This window comes from Veillonella atypica KON, from assembly GCF_002959915.1.
Classification (GTDB): Bacteria; Bacillota; Negativicutes; order Veillonellales; family Veillonellaceae; genus Veillonella; species Veillonella atypica.
In genome coordinates this window covers 34,168-53,507 of sequence record NZ_PPDE01000005.1, presented here as the reverse complement: position 1 = coordinate 53,507, position 19,340 = coordinate 34,168, and the positions used below count along the sequence as shown (strand labels likewise).

Sequence of the window (19,340 nt, the reverse complement as noted above, 5' to 3'; positions counted from 1 at the left end):
TTAATCTTTCATATTACATAAAACAAATACATGGTTCATTATAATCTGGTAAAAGCTCATCATGTGTTAAAAATATCATATCAGATGTTTTAGCCTGAGCAATTAACAAACGGTCAAATGGATCTTTATGAGCTTTAGCATTCTCATCACGATGTAATGTAGATAGTGCTAACACATGTGGAACCAATATAGGTAACAATGTAAAACCCGCCCCCGCACAGCTATCTTCTACCATTACTGCATCAATAGGCATACACATTGGACGTTTAAGATGCTTAATTTCAATTTCCCATAGGGAAAGAATACTGTAATAAATATTATTATTTGGATTCATTATCATATCACTTGCTTCTTTAGATAATGAATCATCACCTAAAATAGACCATAGTAAATAATGTGTGTCCAATAATATATTCATATTGTATCTCCAAACATTTCTTCTATATCTTTATCCCATTTATCAAAATCTTTTGGCATTTTAAATTTACCTTTTGCAATGCCTATACGTTTCGACACATCCACTTTAGACTCTGTTTGCCTATTGTCTTCAGATAGTGTAAGCTGTGCTACAGTCCGTCCATCTTGTTTGATATACACAACAGACTCTTCTCCTGTCTGTAGTTTTTTTACAAGCATAGGCAATTCTGCTGTAGCTTGTGTTATTGTTACTTCACACATAGTTTTGCCTCCTCTCTTTAAAATTTATGTTGCTATTACCCTAAGTATATACTGTTTAACTACTAAAGGCTACACCAAGACATATTCTCTTGTGTAGCCTTCACTATGCATATTCTATTCTCAATTTATATACTATGTAATATGATAATGCTGATTTACATATCATTAAAGCGCTTTGCTCATATAGTTTACTATAACTTTCTCATCTCACGAACGAATGCCTCCACCTCCTGTAAGTTCTTTGGAAACTCGAAATACATATATCTCTCAGTTCCATAAATAGGATTTCTAAAATCATAACCGCTCAACAACAAATACTCGATAATCTTCCATTCTTTATCATTAGATTTTTTAGGAGCTTTAAACTTCTCATTTACAAAGTACATTTTACCTTTACATATAGGACAGGTTTTATTTGTATTAAATAACTCATAATTCGTGCCCTCCGATAAGGCGATTCGACAGTTAGTACATACATTTTTATAGCCCATGATTATTTTCTCCCATTTGTTTATGTTGAAAGATTTATTTTACAAGCTCTCATCAATTACATATACCATGTCACCTGTAAAGTATATGTCCATTATACAGTGAACTGGATTCCCTTCAGTCCATAACCATCCTTGGAGTACAGCACGGCGCCAATTATAGGTCTCTGTAAGGACCTCAAACTCACTTTCACTATACTCCTGTTGATATTGAGGTAACTTAATACTTTTACCTGTAAAAGTATCTAATATTGTATTATTAAAAACGAGAATTTCTAAACCATCAATATCACATTTCTCAAATACAATCTTAGCCTTATGAGTTTGTTCAACACCGTTCTCATAGGAGAACATATAATCAAAGGTAAAGATAAAATTACCATCTACGTATTCAATTTTTTGTAAGCTTGCATCGTGGAGAGAATACTTAAAATCCTCTCCGAAAGATCTTGTGATTTTCATAGAACCTCTATTTTCAAACAACTGTTTAACCAAAATCTATAACTTAAAATCAGTATACCAATTTTTGTACAAAATACAAAAGCCTCCCATCAAAAGATAGGAGGCTTATTTAGCTTAGAAATAACTATAGTTATTTCTTATTCCCACTCAATTATAGCAATTAATTTAGATATAACATCCTATACGATATGATGGATGTATTGTGTATTGTGTTTCGTCTAATATACATAATTCAAATAAATAATAAATTGAAATATAATCAACTAAATATTAAAATCCCCTTTGAAATATCCTTAAATTTTTTATCTTTATATACTTTATGAATTATATTCTTATTATCAAAAGAAATTATGTAATCAATAATCTCTTTTAGCCTTTCATTAATATCTTCTCGATTCAATATATTTATAATTTGCCTTATATTTCTCGCTCTTATAGATGTCCCTGAAGATATAGAGTCTAAGTATTTATTTAATTCAACTAAGGTTACTTTAATTTGTTCTTCTGATAACAACTTAAATAAAGAGTCATAATATTTTATAGCCCCTAGTGAAACTCCATCGCAATATGAAACCTCTCGACCAATTCTACAAACCAAAAAAGTATTAATTAATTTTATTTCTCTATCCTTGGGAATATCTGCAGAAACAGAAATATATTTCATTATTTCTCTTGCTACCGGTACTTCATGATAATAATTATCCCAACTATCATGAATTTGAATTAGATCATCACACAAACTGCTAATAGTTAAGCTACGTTCAGTGATAGATAAATATGACAAACCATCACAATTCTCTAAAAACTTATATGCCAACTCTTCTTTTGCCGTTTGTAAACTATTACGATAAAGAAGCTTCTTCTCTCCAAAATCAACTTTGATATCTTCTTTACAGTACTCCCAAACCTCTTTAGAAATTTTAAGAATATTATTTCTTATCTCCATAGATGTATCATCTGCAATAAAAATACCAAATAAAGAACGTAATAATGCTCCCGCCATTGAAGATGAAAGTTTTGCAATAGCTTCACCAATAGATTGTATTTTATTATCATCTATTGGTTCTCTATTTGTTTTTATTCCTTGAATAATCCCTCTTATAAGAACTGCTGAATCAGATGGCTTATCAGTAATTACCTCAGATACACACGTTTGTAACCACCCTAATAGTTCTAGTGCATTAATATCATAAGAATTAGGATGAGATGCTCCTATTTGGTTCCTCATATCTAATATATGACATAACTTTAAATAAACTACATTTGATATCCACTCCAACTTTTTAAGGGTCTCGAGCATAACTCTATCTTTAATACCAGACAAATCCTCCTCTGTCAAATATTGATCTCTTACCTTAGTTGAAACTGCATTATCAAAAAATACATCAATACCAAAATAAACAATTCGTTTTCGAAGACTTATAACAACTTCATTCCAAATATAATTTAATGAAGCATCAAAAAGCCCTATCAAAGCACCTGCAACAAATCTAGATAAATATGTTGCGTTTTGCCTCTGTTCTGCAGGAATATTAGCCATAAGGCTAGGTAAGTTATTTATCAACCTAATACGTTCATCTGTATTAGCAATTATATTTTCTGATGGCAATCCCCATTCTTTCAACATAGACTCAAACTGAGTACCTTGCTCAATTAATGTATTATTCCTTATGATAACTTCTTGCTCAGGCATCTTTCCCACCTCTATTTAATTAATAATAATAGATTACACAACTATCAACATATTTATTTTAAAACCAAATATCTTTTTTAAACAAAATTCCCTCCCTATTTTTGTTTAAATATTAATATCGTCTCAACTACAAGGCTAGATCCATTATCCCACAATATCTTTTACCTTCTTACAAACTAATTGGATACTTCACTTAAACTCTTCTTACATATTTACTAACTTGTGTAATTAGTGCTTTTAATACTTGTAAGCAAATTGCTGCGGTGTGTATATCAGGATTAAATTTCGAACAAAGTTGTTGATATGGGTGAATATAATTTCGAAATTCTCTAAGAACATGACTAAACTTCTTAACATCTTCATGAATTATATCTAATTCATATGCAGATTCAATAAAATCATTAAGTGTCCACGCATTAAACGGTTTAACTTTTCCATCATTTCGATTAGTAGGAGCGCTATTCACAGTATTAAAACTTCTAGGATACTTTGTAGCAATACCTAATAGTATTCCTTCAGCAATACTACCAATAAGGATAATGGCTGATAATGCACAGCCTGCCTTTATATCACTCTCAGCTTCAATCATCCTAATCTTTAAAATTTCAGTTATATTATACTCTAATCCGATATCATCAATAGATGTATCAAACGCTAATTGTAAAAACTCTTTTTCCGAAATATCTGATTGTCCCTTTACCGGAGGAATAATTATCTTATCTAATTTTTCAATTAAGATTTTCTCATTCTCTCTAACGACTTTAAGCTTATCAAACACTAAATATTGGTTAAACTCATCAATTAGATTATCTAAATAATCTATCCTACCGATATAATTATTCACAGCAAATATAGCTTTAATACAACTCTCTAATTTAGTCGTTCCATTAATTTCATTTAATTTTAGTTCAGTAAATATCCATCTAGATGGAAATCCTTGCCCATAATAATCATTAAATCCAAGTTTATTAAAAAAACTAACTAACTCAGATCCAGATTTATAATCAGGTGTATCATCACCATTTATTATTATCCTAAGTTGTTTAATTGATTGTTCACATAAAAACATAATCTCCCCCATTTTAACTTTATCTAGTTAATACAATAAGTTTATATTAGATATAATTACACAAAATCAATAATTCCCTACATTTTATATTCAATAATTTTCCTATTTAATTATACTACTTTTAAGATTTTATGAATATTCACCATTTATACCTTATAATAATCGCAATTGATTTAATTATTCATTTCATAATAATAGAAAAGAGCCAACAGAAGAATTCTTCTGTTGGCTCAATTATTTACCCCAAATTAATGTTTGTTCTGAGAATTATATCGATAAATAAGATAAAAGAGAATAAAAATTAATACGATTTACTTATTATTCCCACTCAATTGTAGCAGGTGGTTTAGATGTAATATCGTACACGATACGGTTAATGTGTTGTACTTCGTTCACGATACGACGGGAGATTGTATCCAATACGTCGTAAGGGATGCGCGCCCAGTCAGCAGTCATGAAGTCTGTTGTTGTTACGCCACGCAATGCCAATGTGTAATCGTATGTACGGAAGTCACCCATAACGCCTACGGTACGTGTAGATGTTAATACTGCAAAGCATTGGTTGATGCTGCGATCAAGGCCAGCTTTTGCAATTTCGTCACGGAAGATGTAGTCCGCATCACGCAAGATGTCGAGTTTGTCTTTCGTGATTTCGCCCATTACGCGAATAGCAAGACCAGGACCTGGGAATGGTTGACGCCATACGAGGTAATCGGCCAAGCCTAATTCAGAACCAAGTTCACGCACTTCGTCTTTGAAGAGGTTGCGCAATGGTTCGATAAGGCCTTTGAAGTCTACAACTGCAGGCAAGCCGCCTACGTTGTGGTGAGATTTAATAACTTCTGCTTCGCCAGTACCGGACTCAATAACGTCAGGGTAGATTGTACCTTGCGCCAAGAAGTCAACGGAGCCGATTTTACGACCTTCATCTTCGAATACACGGATAAATTCTTCGCCGATAGCTTTACGTTTCGCTTCTGGATCTTCAAGACCAGCCAATTTATCTAAGAAACGTTTTTCTGCATCGACGCGGATGAAATGCATGCCGGAATCTTTGAAAGCTGCTTCAACTTCATCGCCTTCGTTTTTACGCATTAAACCATGGTCAACGAAGATACAAGTCAATTGGTCGCCAACAGCTTTAGAAATAAGAGCTGCCGCAACGGAGCTATCTACACCGCCAGACAATGCTAACAATACTTTGCCATCGCCTACAGTGTTACGGATTTCTTCAATAGCAGTTTTTGCATAGTTTGCCATTGTCCATGTGCCTGTGAAACCACATACTTCATACAAGAAGTTGTGAAGCATTTCTTTACCATGTTCAGTGTGCAATACTTCTGCATGATATTGCATAGCGTATAATTTGCGTTCTTTATTTTGCATAGATGCAACAGGGCAGTCTTTTGTATGCGCAACAATTTCGAACCCTTCAGGAACTTTTGCTACATAGTCAACGTGGGACATCCACACAACTTGGTCTTCGTCCAAGCCTTTGAACAATGGGGATGTAGTGTCCACTTTAGTAGGTGTTTTACCAAACTCACGGTTGTCCGCAGATTTAACTTCACCACCCAATGTATGCGCCATAAATTGCATACCATAGCACATGCCAAGAACTGGAATGCCAAGTTCAAAGATTTCCTTTTCAATTTTAGGAGAATTCTCTTCGTACACGCTGTTAGGACCACCAGTGAAGATGATACCTTGCGGCTTCAATTCCTTAATTTTTTCCAATGCTTTGTTGTATGGATATACTTCGCAGTATACATGATTTTCACGAACGCGGCGTGCAATCAACTGATTATATTGACCGCCGAAATCGACAACAATAACAAATTCCTTGTTTTCCATAGTTCCTCCGTATGCATCTATTTGTGAAAGTATATTCACCAATTTATAATGTCCATACATTCCTGTACTGGGGGTGCGTTTTAACAAGCAAAACGCTAAATTTCATTACATTTCATTATACCATACGAAGTATATGGACTCCATATATTCCGTATGAAAGTTATACATTACTTTTTAACGTTCGGATTTCTTATGCATTTGCACGGCCCCGACAGGACAAATTGAATAGCAATCACCACAACTGATGCAGCCGCTACCAATGATAAATTTTGTAGTTCCTTCTGTGATGCATTGTACAGGACAGTCTTCAGCACAGGCCCCACATTTCACGCAGGTATCGTCTATATCAAATTTTAGATTTCCCATATTACATCACCTCGCTATCAATCATGGGGACTATCATCAACTTGCTATCAGATTTTTATTTCTATTTATTTTCGAATTCACGATTATACGCAATAGCCGAATATAGTGCACGAGCTACGCCATAGTGATTATTATCTGTCGTTTCATAACGGGCGGCAGCTTTCACATTATCTCGTGCATTTCCCATAGCCACGCTGGCGCTGGCAAAGCGGATCATGGATAGATCATTTTCGCTGTCGCCGATAGTCATCACCTCGTCAGGAGTATAGCCCCAATGGTTCGCCAAGGCCTCTACGGCTGTGCCTTTTGTCGTATGAGGTAACACAAATTCTAAATTGCCCTCGCTAGATTCAAGGACATCGTAAAAGCGTTCGCGCCCTTTGCCATCTATAGCTGCACCTTGGAACTCATCCCGCAAATCAGCTAGGATGCATTCGCGTATACGTTCATCGCCATAAAAGATTTGAATTTTCTCCGGTCCTTCTGGTAACGATTCTAAATGAGCTATTAAATCGGGCACCATGGTACGTGTTTTTAAAATGAACGGCCTAATATTCGGTCTAAAGAAATGTTCTGCTTGCGCTGTCTCATTATCAACAACAGGATATTGACCGAAAATCTCGGCTTTCACATAAGCCTCTACAAACACACCATAGGTCATTAGTTTTCTCACTAAATCCATGGTCCGAGTTTTATCAAGAGTAATGTGAACGAGTTCCTTTTGTTCTTCTTTATCCATGACATAGGCGCCATTGGTGCACACAAAATAACGCAAGCACGGCATGGCCTCGATGACATCGTCCATCTCATGCCAGGCACGGCCCGATGCGATGGCCACACGGATACCGCTTTCACGAGCGGCACGAACCGCATTGACCACCTCTGGATCTACGGATTTCGCGTCATTCACTAAAGTGCCATCCACATCGGACGCGATGAATCGAATGGGTGTATCACCAGTAAGGCCTATATAGTTTTTAATGTCTAATGGTTCAGATGAGGACATAAAACCTCCTTTAATACAATATAAATTTTACTTGATGTACAATATAGATAATCACATAAGATTGTAGAATTACTATTTCAAAGGATGTGAAATCATATGCATATAATTATCGATCGAGATGCCGTTTGTGCAGCTGATGATATGAGTCATCATCGCGAAGAATTTACCGTACCAGACGGCATCACCATAGCTAGTTTATTTGAATATCTTGAGTTTAAATACATTCCTATCATCGCTGGAAATAACGTGGTATGGGCACTCCATCACCACGACATTGAGGTGGGCACTTATTTTACCCAAAATCGTAGTTTTATAAATGGCAATGTTCCCTTATCATCTATCATCAGTAATTCTGAAAGAGGCAACGAATTCTATCTACGATATTACAGCTCCCCAGAGAGATACAGGAAACATTTTATTTAGCGCTATTTCCATCAGCTAGAAACTATTTAGTAATATTATATGTAGATGAGAATTATTTAGTTGCATTAAACTCAGCCACAATTTCTTCTAAGATAGTTGGATTTTCTACTAATCGCAACAATGTACCTCCAATGATATTGGCGCCATCTACAATGGTTTGCTCAATGGTTGGTTCCAGCATAGCGTCCGCAAATTCTTTGGCGTGGCACACCTTATCTGGACCGGCCAAGCGCAATTTAGGATGGAATGCGGCACATTGATAGCTGACATTACCGATATCGGAACTGCCCCCAATGTCCGCTGGACCTGGTTCAAAATCGAGTCCCATGTCAGCCATCACGTCCTCGATGAGGTGTGTGCCACGATGGTTTTGGTTCATATCATCATAAGGATTTCCGTAAAACTCAACATCTACTGTTGTACCTGTACAAAGGGCAGCGCCTTCAAAGATTTTTTTAATCTGTTCAGATAAACCGTTCAAATAGTCACGTTCTGTATGACGCACGGTAACCTCTAATTCGCCAGTCGCAGGAATGACATTGGATGCGGTACCACCATTAATAATCCACGTGCCGATGCGAGACTCTGGACGCACTTGTTGACGCAGCATATCCATGGCATGGATGGCGAGTTGCACGCCGTTTACCGCATTGATGCCATTCCAAGGCTCGCCAGCCGCATGGGCCGGTTTACCGTGGAATGTAGCACGGAAACAATCAAGGGCTAAGAATTGTGAATTCGGCCGCGTTTCTTCGCCATCAAGATGCACCATAATGGCAAAATCGTAATTCTTGAACACACCAGCGTTGCACATATCCACCTTGCAGCCCATCGCTTCCTCATCAGGGGTTCCAATGATGTCGATATCCATGTTGAAAGCTACGCCTTCTTGCTGCATCTTATGCAATGCAAGAGCTGCTAGTACACTCATAGATCCGCTAGCACAATGGCCACACGCATGTCCCACATCTGGGAGCGCATCGTATTCGCATAATATAGCTAAACGGCCCTTAGGATTATCTACTTTCACAACAGACGCCTTAAAGGCAGTCGGCAAGTGACAGAACTCATAGGTCACAGGAATACCGTGTTTTTCAAGGACAGCACCGATTGTCTTAACAGACTTAAATTCATGACTAGACAGTTCTGGATTCTTCGCCAATGTATAGTTAATGGTGAAAGCCTCTTGGGCGAAGCTTTCAGAAGCACTGGAAAATTGTTCAGTAAGAGACATAGGTCCTCCTAAATGTGTGTATAAATAATCGACCTTATTTAGTAAAAGGTACATTTCGTGTACTTAATTTGTTTACTTACCTTTAATTATACAATGTTATTGCCTATTGGTTCAAAATTCCGTACAATAGAAACAGATTAATATGTTTGTATCGTGTTTGAGGAGGATACTATGTTTAAATTCAAAAAATTAACAGCCATCGCACTCGTAGCTGTTGCTGCTATGGGTTTATTGGCTGGTTGTGGCAGCGAAAAAAGCAAAATGACACAAGAGGCTGGTGTGTTACGTGTAGGTTCTGAAACTACATTCCCACCATTCGAATTTACTGAAGGCGATAAATACGTTGGTTTCGACGTTGATTTGTCCGAAGCCATCGCTAAAAAATTGGGCCTAAAAATGGAATTCAAATCCATGGGCTTCGACGCTTTGATTCCAGCAGTTCAATCTGGCGATATCGATATGATTGCAGCCGGTATCAACGCTACTCCTGAACGTGAAAAAGCATTGGACTTCTCCGATGTTTACTTTGACCAAGGCGGTTTCATCACAGTTGTTCGTAAAGACAACACGTCTATCCATAACATGGACGAACTTGCTGGCAAAACTGTAGGCGTTCAAATCGGTACTGTTCCTGTAGACATGGCAAAAGCTATTCCTAACACAACAGTAAAAGAAATGGACTCCAATGCCAATATCTTTATGGAACTAAAAGCTGGCACAATCGATGGCGCCATCATCGACAATGCAGTTGCTATGTACTACTTGAAACAAGGTGCTGACAAAGACCTAAAACTCGTAGGCGAACCTACTAAAGCCCCAGGTATAGTTTTGGGTGTGAAAAAAGGCAACAAAGAATTGCAAGACGCTGTTAACAAAGCACTTAAAGAACTTAAAGAAGATGGCACATACCAAAAAATTTACGATAAATGGTTTGGTGACTATAACAAAAAATAATTTCTAGTCAGCAGCTAGAACGATAATCAAAAGACACCCCGCGAAAAAACTCCACCGGCCGGGTCTGTCCCCTTCGGGGCAGGGCCAAAGTCGTTTTTTCGCGGGGTGTCTTTTTTCATATATATTCTATTTCTGCCTAGAAAATTATTTCTTTGTTATACAGATAAGAAAGTACTGCGCTACGCGGAGCCCGAAGTCGTTTTCAGAGAGGGTGTTCTCTTTTTACGCTATGTACATTAATCAATTATTTTTTGTTGTGAAAGGGCAGGGCCGACGCAGGGTGTGAGCTAACAGAGGAGCATAGCGACGCATGGGAGCCACACATCGCTAATCCAGAGGCGTAAGATTTTCCAAAGGAAAATCCACAGCATCTGGAAAAGTCGTTTTTTCACGGGGTGTCTTTTTCATATGCACTCTAACCTGACTTAAAAATTATTTTTCGTTATATGCCTGAGAGGGATAAGGCCCGAAGTTGTTTTCAGAACCGGTTCTTTTTACTATCCTATCATCGTAAATAGAAATTATTTTTTCGTTATACGGAAGAGAAAGAGGCCGTAGGCCCTCCTTCCTATCGGTTGGGTTGGCAATAACGGATTTTATCAATTTCACTACTATTATATTCCGCGTGTCGACTATGGACCGAGAGATAGAACCGATGGGCCCCAAAATCCGACTTTAGCCCTGTGAGCCCGCAGGGCGTAGTCAGACCCGGCCAGTGGAGGTTCTCAGGACACGTCATCACACGGGCCGTAGGCCCTCCTGTCCCTCGGTTGGGTAGGCAATAACGGGTTTTATCAATTTCACTACTATTATATTCCGCGTGTCGGCTATGGACCGAGAGATAGAACCGATGGGCCCAAAAATCCGACTATGGCCCTGTGAGCCCAAAGGGCGTAGCCAGACCCGGCCGGTGGAGGTTCTCAGGACACGTCGTCACACGGGCCGTAGGCCCTCCTGTCCCTCGGTTGGGTAGGCAATAACGGATTTTATCAATTTCACTACTATTATATACCGAATCAACACTAGAACGAGATAGTTGAAGGTGATGGGGCCTCTGAAAACGACTTCGGGCTCCGCACAGGCCGTAGGCCCTCCTTCCTATCGGCTGGGTGGGCAATAACGGATTTTATCAATTTCACTACTATTATATTCCGCGTGTCAGCTATGGACCGAGAGATAGAACCGATGGGCCCAAAAATCCGACTTTGGCCCTGTGAGCCCGAAGGGCGAATCAGACCCGGCCGGTGGAGGATTTTTGGGCCCATCGGTTCTTTTCCTCTTCTACCATTTCCTACCGCGGTATATAATAGTAGTGTATTGTATAAAAACGAAAGGAGGGCCTATGGCTCAATATTTCACAGACCGCCTCCAACGGGTCTTCCACTTAATTTTTATGTCTTATGATCCGCAGTCCGCTCAAGAGGGTCTCCGCATATTAGAGTCGATTGTAAATAATCAATCAAACGATACAAAGCCATCCCAACATGAACTGCGCTCAACGCCAGATAGCGCTTGTACCATCGATACAAAGGAAATATACCAAAAGGCATTATCGCCTGAAGAGCGTGAATTGGGTGATGCATATGCCCTATTGGCACGTGTCTATGCAGGGCCTCGCTTTACGTGGGCCGAGTCGGGTTTTCCAGAGGATAATATGCGCACGTATCAGTGTTTGCATGATAGTATCCGCCGGAATAGTTCAATTGGCACATTACAAGCATTGCGCATAGCCGGCTCTATTACACCTACGGTGAGGCGAGATATGCAGTTGTCCTTTGATGATGCATTCCGCATCATCTATGATTATGCAAAGCAGGACGATGCATACTGCCAATATATTATAGGCAACGTATTCTTTTGGGGCGATTACCACGTTATTAACGAGGCTAAACAACTATTAGGTCCAGAAAAGGCTAGCTTTAGTCAACGATTACACCAAGCGACGCGCAGCAGGAGTTTACGTGAAGTCATTGCTACCTTGCGCGGTATGGTAGACGAAGAAACGCTACAAGCAAAATCTCGGGAGCATGCGAAATACTGGTTTACCAAAGCCCTTGATCAAGGGCTCGCCATGTTCCAAGGGAACTTGCGCAATATTTATATCGATGAAGGCGATTATGAAAATGCACGCCGTGTGGCACGCAGGGCCGCTGAACTAGGCAATCCGACCATGATGCTCTATACGGCTCTCGACCATCACGAAAGAGGCGAGTTTACAGAGGCTTTCACATGGTTTACAAAGGGCGCCGAACTAGGCCAGCCAGAATGCATCGCGGAACTTGCGGACTATTACTACCATTTTTATGAGCAACCTGCGTTGCGCGCTGCCATCCCGTATGACCCAATCAAGGCTACTGAACTGTATCAACAGGCGGCCACAAAGGACTTTAATGACGCCGGTTATGCAGCGTTGCAAGCCGCATTTAACTATATCTTTCACATTGGAGGGCTCCCGCTCGACTGGGGGCTCATCGCCGATTTGACACACATGGCGGCGACAAAGGATCGGTTCCTGTTCTCCTTGCCATATATTAGTTACATGCGCATTCACGGTATCGGTGTGACCAAAAACATCCGTTTTGCTATTCAATCATTGACTCGCGTGTTAGAGGAGGAGAAACGGGCGCTTCAAGAGGAGGACCGCGTGCTCTTCTACGACATTACCCGTGCGCTCACACGCGTTGCCTTGGGCTACGCCTATGAAAAAGGTTATGTGACGGGAACACCTGACCTCGACAGTGCAGTCCATTATTATGAAAGCTCGCATCAGTACATCATGTCACACCTCGCCAATCGCAGCGAAGAGATTAAGGATATTCCGGTAGATGATGAAGCAGCAGAACGATTAGCAGCCTTCGAAGAAATAGACGGCCATTGGCATTACAAGGAAGGTATAACCGAATCCTCTACGACCGTGCGCCCGGCCCCTACCACATGGCCTCACAATGCGGCTCGATTATCCGTTACTATGAATGGCTTTCAGTGGGATACCACATTATATGACCGAGAAACCATCGATAAGGCCCTATCCACACAAGATACGGTGGTGCTTAGCTTTTACAATCATTTCCTAACCATTCCAGACAAATTGCGGAATATCTATAAACTGGAGACTAAACGTATGCCACGCAACACCTATCAGGTTCGGTTATACGGATACGATTCAACCGAAGGGCATGAGATTATCTATAAATCGTTGCTCAACGCAGAGGATGCCCACAATTTGTGGCATGCTCTTTATGAAAGCCACCGTTTACCGGAGCTTTCAGAGGCATGGGCCATCGAAACAGACGAGGAAAAACCGACATGGCACTATGTACTCGACGTCGATCAAGAACCATTCCTACTCGAGGAATATGACGATGCCAACGCCATGATACAAGCATCATTGGAAGGCCTCAAGAGCAATCGCTACGAGCAAATCAACGTTCGTACCCACGATTTTATTGGGCCATCCTATTTCATATTCAAGGGCAAGCGGTCCACACCATTTAGGGTGCAACTGTACCTCAAGGAATCGATGCGCCATATCGTCGACGAACACGGCAAGCAAAAGGACATTCCCGGTAATACATACCTATTTGAACAGTACTTTGGCAATGAAGTGTCCTTGAATTACTGGATACAACGAACCATTACGACCTTAGATATTCCAGAGCTAGATAACTGGAAACCGCTCAGCGTACCTAAGGATTTGCAATAATAGAATACATACCAAAAGGAGCTAGTACACAGCGTACTAGCTCCTTTATTATAACCTAAACATAGGCTACATATATTATAAACGATCATGAGGGTAATGAACGTGGAAATCCCCATTTAGATTGAGCGCCTGCATATCTTGACGTTCAATCTTATCAAGCATTTTAGAACGAGCAGTTGTCATGCTATCATCACTATGCTTTCCACCAAAGAGAGCAAACTTAGATTTACCAAGCGTATACATAGTCTGTACATAAAACTCGCCAGAGTGTCCAAATGGTTTATCATAGCCCATGCCTACCGAAATGTGAGGTGTCACATTTACATTGACACCAGTTTTAATGCCATTTTTATAGACACCATTTACAGGGAATTTGATATTATAGTTATCATTGCTAAACCATTCTATGTCTCTAATCTCTCCACTCATACGATTCCAGTGGTAACGGTCGATATAGGCTCGCAAATAACGGGCATTTTTGAAAGTTCGTGCATAGCCGATATCATATCCAGAGGCAACACGTTTTTCATGACTTTCACCAACATTAACTTCTGTATCTTGTATATTATAAGGTGCCGGAATCATTTCGTCACGTACAGTTAAACTATGTGACGACGTCGTATGTCCTAGTGGCTTATAGAAGTTAGCATAAAATTCATTCTCACCAGTTACATATTCTACACCCAAACTAGTACGCTTATAATGTTCTTTGAAAGCATAATCATAAAAAGCATTAATACCTACATAGCTATGCTCTCCTTTACTTAGTCGTCGATAGCCGAGTCCTATACTTCCAGTTGTACCTATAGATTGTGTAGATTGATTAAAGTCATATTCATATACAATGCCGCCCGCATTACGAGTTACATGGTTCGCATATCCATTGGCAATTTGACTTACACCGCCATGAGAGCTAACTTTTCCTTATACAAATACTACGCTCTTAGAGTTGTTATCAAAATGACCTATAGGTTGTAAGGTCTCTATGCTATATATTGGCTTGTGATTGGTTTGAAACTTCGCTGAAATATCAGTTCGATCAGCCCAATCTTGATAACTGCTAGAATTCACTTTCACAGCAGTATTTGTATCAGCACTATCCGCTAATGCAATAGTCCAACACATCGTACAAGCTGCTACACAAAGTAGCAATCGTATATTAAACTTTGTTTTATGATACATTTACCCAATACCCCTTCTCTCACATAATTATTATTGCAACATAAAAATTACCATCCTTTAGGTAATTTTTATGAGTTACAGATTATAAACCTACATCGACAACGCCATGATCATAAGTTTCTTCTACAGTTTCTTGTACAACCATATCACTGCGATGTACCTTATCAAGCATCTTAGAACGAGCCGTTGTAATCGCGCTTTCACTATGTTTACCACCACGCCAAGCAAACTTGGATGTACCGATGGTATATTTCAAGATCGCATAAGGACCACTCAAATGATGAGATGCCGTTTGGTAACCCGCATCAAGAGTAAGATGCGGTGTGATATGGAATTCTGCACCCACTTTAAAACCTTTTATGGCATCACGTTTTTTTAATTTATAATACCCTACTCTTACAGCCTCTCTACCACGCCAATTATAATAGTCCGCATAGACACGGGCCCATCGAGCATTTTTGAAGGTCCGTGAGTATCCTACATCAAATCCACTGGCAGCAACCTTTTCTAATAACATCCAATGATTTTCATAAGAAACCACACCATAGTTATAAAGACTTTGATCGGGATCCATACCATATGGATACAGTCCTGCAGGATCACCTAATACATTACTACGCCCACGGAGTCCTATATATTTTCTATCATCAGTCCCCAGATTTCGGTACAGATTAGCATGAAATTCATTAAGACCTGCCACATATTCTACACCGCCACTAACGCGCTTATAACCACCTTTAAACACATGGTCATAGAACGCATTAACACCAACATAAGCATGTTCACCTTTGCTAAGACGACGATAGCCAATGCCAATATTAGCATTCATTCCTAATGATTCTTTCTTATCTGTTTGCTTATCATGTGTTATAAACGTCCCTGCAGGTCTGGCTGGAACCCAATAATTATTTAATGCACGAGATGAAATCTTTTCTCCACTGCGCCCAATCCGACCTTGTACAAAGACAACGCTTTTAGCATTTTCATCATAATGGGTTATAGGTTGCAAGGTCTCAATATACAATTTATTGATTTCAGTAGATTTTAAACTTTTCGAAGTTACACTATTTAGAACATCATGTCTATTCGATGATTCACCAACATAATGGTGCTGACTATGCGTCTCTTTCGAATCTTTCATACCAACGCCGACTACCACATCTGTACGGTCCATCCAGCTAGAACGAACAGCCTCTTTCCTAGCTGTATCGGATGCAATTGTTTGTTGTGCAGAATTCAAACCATTGGCCTCTTGAACCTCTGCAGCCATTCCTATTGTAGATATACTGAAAGCCATAGTACCCAAAACCATAGCTTTCAATAATAATTTACCTGACATTATATATAGTCCCCTCTCATAACAATGATAAAACTAACATTTTCTCCATATTATAGATGATTAATAGGTGCTAAATAACCGTATTCAATGTCATCAAAGGATTCTACAATCATGTCTTGACGACGTACCTTATCTAGCATTTTAGATCGAGCTGTAGTAATCGTATCATCACTATGCTTGCCACCCCAGAAGGCAAATTTAGATGTACCTAATGTATATTTCACAGTACCATACATCCCCTTCGACATATTGTTAGCATTATTATACCCAATATCTAAGGATATATGTGGTGTTAACTGTAATTCAGCACCGATTTTAATCCCCTTATAGTGATTTGCATCCCTCACTGAAAACCATGGTACGGACCAATGGCCTGGGCGCCCCGGATTATAATATTGTTCATGGCCAAAACCTTGCCCCTTCCAGCGATATCCATTTACATAAGCACGAGCCCAACGAGCGTTCTTAAAGGATCTAGCAAAACCGATTTCATAGCCACCTAGTGCTCTACCGCCTTTGTAGGTATAATAATTTTCACTAGAAATCGTATCATAAGGGAATGTTGATGGATAGCCATTAGGATACAAGCGTTTTGGATATGGATTACCACCACCACCTTTTACAAGGTCCTTATCCCCAAGCCCCCTGTACACATTAGCATATACCTCGTTGAGTCCGTTTACATACTCTACGCCGCCGCTAATACGATTGTAATTGTCCGAGAAAGCTCGATCAACGAATGCATTAACACCTACATATGCATGTTCATTGCGGCTAAGACGTCGATATCCAATACCAACAGTACCAATAATCCCTAATATTTCTGATGATTTTTCATCCGTATTTTTTATGGTGTAATTAGATAGCTGCCCATTCCTAAGTATTATAGGTTCATTAATAAAATAACCCCTCATCTCTTTAGAAGCTATTTTCTCACCGCCACGTCCAATGCGCCCCTGTACAAACAGAACACTTTTACTGTTCTCATCATAATGAGAAATAGGCTGCAATGTTTCTATATAGGCTTTCGTTAAATTACCATAATCAGACTGCTTATTATAGATTGAATTTTGGTCATCCGTTAAAAAATGACCTTTATCTAATTTAGATTGCCCTCCAGTCTGTACACCTACAGCAATATCCGTGCGGTCCATCCAATTAGATTGCACTGCCTCATGCTTTGCTGTATCGCTCACTTGTGGCGCCACATTGGCCGCTCCCACTATAGCACTTGTGCTACACACTATGGCCCCCATAACCATAGATGTTAATACTAACTTATATTTCATTACGAAACTTCTCTCCTTTTAGTTTTATAAATTATCATCAATTTTATAAGTGATCATTAGGTTTTACATACCAATCTTCTTCATATGTATGGCCTATTGTTAACGGACTACGCTCTACCTTATCTAACATTCTAGCGCGAGCATTTGTAATAGCATCATCACTATGTTTACCACCATGCCAAGCAAACTTAGAGGTACCCAATGTATATTTAACAAATCCATAGGCACCACTAGTATCTTTGCTATCCGATGTATAGCCTACATCTAGCGATACATGAGGCGTTACTTGTAATGTAGTTCCTACTTTCCATCCATGACTGTTGCCAATTTCTAGCGTTTTCAATAATGCATTGCTATGATTAGGCACACTAAGACCATTCCAATGATATACCGTCGCATGTACACGAGCCCAACGAGCATTTTTAAATGTACGAGCATAACTTACATCATATCCAGATAATACCTTTTGAGACTCATGTGGCATATAGTAAGCAGGGCCCCCAGCCAAATCAAATGTGAAGTACGATGGCGGTAAATGTATCATATCAGATTGTGATTTCACACTCCCTAAACCTCTATATACATTAGCACGAACTTCGTTAAGACCTGATACATATTCTAGGCCCCCACTTACACGATTCGCATTCTCGGAGAAAGCGCGATCAACGAAGGCATTGACACCAACATAGGCATGCTCATTCTTACTAAGATGGCGATACCCTAAGCCCGCATTCGCTACCGTACCTAATGATTTCGTATGTTCATATTTTTCTGCCATATATCGTTAATCACCTTTACCCGTTGCAGGATTATAAGGATACCAAATCTCATGATATCCGTGATAGTAACTAACAGAATGCTCTTGGCCACCTCGACCAATACCGCCTTGTACAAACAATACGGACTTGGAGTTCTCATCATAATGAGTTAATGGTTGCAATGTTTCTATAGACACTTGTGTACCCACTTTAGACTGTGTGCCAACATTAATATCTGTGCGGTCCATCCAATTGGATTGCACGGCATCATGTTTTTCCGTGCCTTGTTTATTTTGTTGTATATTGGTTGCATCTTGTATATGTGTAGACTCTACACCCGCTGCAAATCCAATAGCACTAATAGAACAAGCTATGGCTCCAAGAACCATAGCTTTTACAACTAATATTCTTTTCATATCTCTCATTCTCCCTCTATATGTAGTTCTAAGATGTATATTCATCTTTATTTCATTTTTTATTATATGTATATATTTAGATATAGTCAACGAAAGAGCCTACATTTAAACCAACAATAAATATCGTTTAAATCTCAAATCTGCATATTATTTCATTCTATTGTAAGTAAAAATATACATAAAGAAAAAACCCTCAAAGCTGAGTATACATACTCAAGCTTTGAGGGTTTATGAGGGTTTTGGAAACTTTATTATTTAAATAAAGGCAATAATGCGTTTACCAAACCAGTAAGAGCAGCCATAACAGCTTTAATGATTGTTACTACCATTGCATATTCCTCCTTCTCATACACTCACTTACTAAACTAACTATAAACATCATAAACGAACATTTTAATTCTAATATGAAATGAGTAGATTTTTACA

General features: G+C 39.1%; 17 protein-coding genes and 1 pseudogene. 3 read left to right on the top strand and 15 right to left on the bottom strand.

Annotated features, from left to right (window positions below; translation table 11 throughout):
• Positions 1–13: 13 nt before the first annotated feature.
• The 9 genes from VAHSUH02_RS02925 to VAHSUH02_RS02885 all read right to left on the bottom strand — a co-directional run bounded on the left by VAHSUH02_RS02925 (position 14) and on the right by VAHSUH02_RS02885 (position 7,616).
• The gene (locus VAHSUH02_RS02925) at positions 14–418 is read right to left on the bottom strand and encodes a type II toxin-antitoxin system VapC family toxin (RefSeq protein WP_005384355.1); all 405 of its coding nucleotides are present in this window, start codon (positions 416–418) and stop codon (positions 14–16) included.
• The gene (locus tag VAHSUH02_RS02920) at positions 415–678 is read right to left on the bottom strand and encodes a type II toxin-antitoxin system Phd/YefM family antitoxin (RefSeq protein WP_005384354.1); all 264 of its coding nucleotides are present in this window, start codon (positions 676–678) and stop codon (positions 415–417) included. Before VAHSUH02_RS02920 ends, VAHSUH02_RS02925 begins: the two co-directional genes overlap by 4 nt.
• Before the next feature lie 191 nt (positions 679–869).
• Positions 870–1,169, bottom strand: coding sequence for a hypothetical protein (locus VAHSUH02_RS02915; protein ID WP_005384353.1), 300 nt, complete (start codon positions 1,167–1,169; stop codon positions 870–872).
• 39 nt (positions 1,170–1,208) lie between these two features.
• The gene (locus VAHSUH02_RS02910) at positions 1,209–1,628 is read right to left on the bottom strand and encodes a hypothetical protein (protein ID WP_005384352.1); all 420 of its coding nucleotides are present in this window, start codon (positions 1,626–1,628) and stop codon (positions 1,209–1,211) included.
• A 259-nt stretch (positions 1,629–1,887) separates the two neighbouring features.
• Complete coding sequence (locus VAHSUH02_RS02905; protein WP_005384351.1) at positions 1,888–3,321, bottom strand: hypothetical protein; 1,434 nt, start codon at positions 3,319–3,321, stop codon at positions 1,888–1,890.
• Between the two features lie 193 nt (positions 3,322–3,514).
• Positions 3,515–4,390, bottom strand: a complete 876-nt coding sequence (locus VAHSUH02_RS02900) for a hypothetical protein (RefSeq protein ID WP_038149020.1) — start codon at positions 4,388–4,390, stop codon at positions 3,515–3,517.
• Positions 4,391–4,708: 318 nt separating this feature from the next.
• Complete coding sequence (gene guaA, locus VAHSUH02_RS02895) at positions 4,709–6,244, bottom strand: glutamine-hydrolyzing GMP synthase (RefSeq protein WP_038149019.1); 1,536 nt, start codon at positions 6,242–6,244, stop codon at positions 4,709–4,711.
• Positions 6,245–6,418: 174 nt separating this feature from the next.
• On the bottom strand, positions 6,419–6,610 hold the full coding sequence (locus VAHSUH02_RS02890) for a 4Fe-4S dicluster domain-containing protein (protein WP_005384339.1): 192 nt from the start codon (positions 6,608–6,610) through the stop codon (positions 6,419–6,421).
• 61 nt (positions 6,611–6,671) lie between these two features.
• The gene (locus tag VAHSUH02_RS02885; protein WP_005384337.1) at positions 6,672–7,616 is read right to left on the bottom strand and encodes a Cof-type HAD-IIB family hydrolase; all 945 of its coding nucleotides are present in this window, start codon (positions 7,614–7,616) and stop codon (positions 6,672–6,674) included.
• Positions 7,617–7,712: 96 nt separating this feature from the next.
• On the opposite strand from VAHSUH02_RS02885, the gene VAHSUH02_RS02880 reads away from it, so the two are divergent.
• On the top strand, positions 7,713–8,039 hold the full coding sequence (locus tag VAHSUH02_RS02880; RefSeq protein ID WP_005384334.1) for a hypothetical protein: 327 nt from the start codon (positions 7,713–7,715) through the stop codon (positions 8,037–8,039).
• Positions 8,040–8,091: 52 nt separating this feature from the next.
• On the opposite strand, the gene VAHSUH02_RS02875 is transcribed toward VAHSUH02_RS02880, so the two are convergent.
• Entirely contained in the window at positions 8,092–9,273 is a 1,182-nt protein-coding gene (locus VAHSUH02_RS02875) for an amidohydrolase (RefSeq protein ID WP_038149017.1), read from the bottom strand.
• 171 nt (positions 9,274–9,444) lie between these two features.
• Between VAHSUH02_RS02875 and VAHSUH02_RS02870 the strand changes: the two genes are divergently transcribed.
• On the top strand, positions 9,445–10,227 hold the full coding sequence (locus VAHSUH02_RS02870; RefSeq protein ID WP_038149016.1) for a basic amino acid ABC transporter substrate-binding protein: 783 nt from the start codon (positions 9,445–9,447) through the stop codon (positions 10,225–10,227).
• Positions 10,228–11,569: 1,342 nt separating this feature from the next.
• Positions 11,570–13,930 (top strand): SEL1-like repeat protein, encoded by a 2,361-nt coding sequence (locus VAHSUH02_RS02865; protein ID WP_038149014.1) that lies wholly within the window; start codon positions 11,570–11,572, stop codon positions 13,928–13,930.
• 75 nt (positions 13,931–14,005) lie between these two features.
• Here VAHSUH02_RS02865 and VAHSUH02_RS02860 read toward each other — a convergent pair whose 3' ends face one another.
• The 5 genes and pseudogenes from VAHSUH02_RS02860 to VAHSUH02_RS02845 form a co-directional block, all read right to left on the bottom strand.
• Complete coding sequence (locus VAHSUH02_RS02860) at positions 14,006–14,719, bottom strand: inverse autotransporter beta domain-containing protein (RefSeq protein ID WP_248841644.1); 714 nt, start codon at positions 14,717–14,719, stop codon at positions 14,006–14,008.
• A 135-nt stretch (positions 14,720–14,854) separates the two neighbouring features.
• Entirely contained in the window at positions 14,855–15,112 is a 258-nt protein-coding gene (locus VAHSUH02_RS09790; RefSeq protein WP_005384325.1) for a hypothetical protein, read from the bottom strand.
• A gap of 82 nt (positions 15,113–15,194) precedes the next feature.
• Positions 15,195–16,451, bottom strand: coding sequence for an inverse autotransporter beta domain-containing protein (locus tag VAHSUH02_RS02855; protein ID WP_005384324.1), 1,257 nt, complete (start codon positions 16,449–16,451; stop codon positions 15,195–15,197).
• Between the two features lie 50 nt (positions 16,452–16,501).
• Entirely contained in the window at positions 16,502–17,740 is a 1,239-nt protein-coding gene (locus VAHSUH02_RS02850) for an inverse autotransporter beta domain-containing protein (protein WP_038149013.1), read from the bottom strand.
• 43 nt (positions 17,741–17,783) lie between these two features.
• A pseudogene (locus VAHSUH02_RS02845) lies at positions 17,784–18,914 on the bottom strand (inverse autotransporter beta domain-containing protein).
• Positions 18,915–19,340: the final 426 nt, after the last annotated feature.

Bases quoted from the DNA above. Each gene is read 5' to 3' on its own strand.
- VAHSUH02_RS02910 (WP_005384352.1), bottom strand. From the start codon at position 1,628: ATGAAAATCACAAGATCTTTCGGAGAGGATTTTAAGTATTCTCTCCAC.
- VAHSUH02_RS02880 (WP_005384334.1), top strand. From the start codon at position 7,713: ATGCATATAATTATCGATCGAGATGCCGTTTGTGCAGCTGATGATATG.
- guaA (WP_038149019.1), bottom strand. From the start codon at position 6,244: ATGGAAAACAAGGAATTTGTTATTGTTGTCGATTTCGGCGGTCAATAT.
- VAHSUH02_RS02875 (WP_038149017.1), bottom strand. From the start codon at position 9,273: ATGTCTCTTACTGAACAATTTTCCAGTGCTTCTGAAAGCTTCGCCCAA.
- VAHSUH02_RS02865 (WP_038149014.1), top strand. From the start codon at position 11,570: ATGGCTCAATATTTCACAGACCGCCTCCAACGGGTCTTCCACTTAATT.
- VAHSUH02_RS02925 (WP_005384355.1), bottom strand. From the start codon at position 418: ATGAATATATTATTGGACACACATTATTTACTATGGTCTATTTTAGGT.
- VAHSUH02_RS02855 (WP_005384324.1), bottom strand. From the start codon at position 16,451: ATGTCAGGTAAATTATTATTGAAAGCTATGGTTTTGGGTACTATGGCT.
- VAHSUH02_RS02905 (WP_005384351.1), bottom strand. From the start codon at position 3,321: ATGCCTGAGCAAGAAGTTATCATAAGGAATAATACATTAATTGAGCAA.
- VAHSUH02_RS02915 (WP_005384353.1), bottom strand. From the start codon at position 1,169: ATGGGCTATAAAAATGTATGTACTAACTGTCGAATCGCCTTATCGGAG.
- VAHSUH02_RS02890 (WP_005384339.1), bottom strand. From the start codon at position 6,610: ATGGGAAATCTAAAATTTGATATAGACGATACCTGCGTGAAATGTGGG.
- VAHSUH02_RS09790 (WP_005384325.1), bottom strand. From the start codon at position 15,112: ATGTATCATAAAACAAAGTTTAATATACGATTGCTACTTTGTGTAGCA.
- VAHSUH02_RS02920 (WP_005384354.1), bottom strand. From the start codon at position 678: ATGTGTGAAGTAACAATAACACAAGCTACAGCAGAATTGCCTATGCTT.
- VAHSUH02_RS02850 (WP_038149013.1), bottom strand. From the start codon at position 17,740: ATGAAATATAAGTTAGTATTAACATCTATGGTTATGGGGGCCATAGTG.
- VAHSUH02_RS02870 (WP_038149016.1), top strand. From the start codon at position 9,445: ATGTTTAAATTCAAAAAATTAACAGCCATCGCACTCGTAGCTGTTGCT.
- VAHSUH02_RS02885 (WP_005384337.1), bottom strand. From the start codon at position 7,616: ATGTCCTCATCTGAACCATTAGACATTAAAAACTATATAGGCCTTACT.
- VAHSUH02_RS02900 (WP_038149020.1), bottom strand. From the start codon at position 4,390: ATGTTTTTATGTGAACAATCAATTAAACAACTTAGGATAATAATAAAT.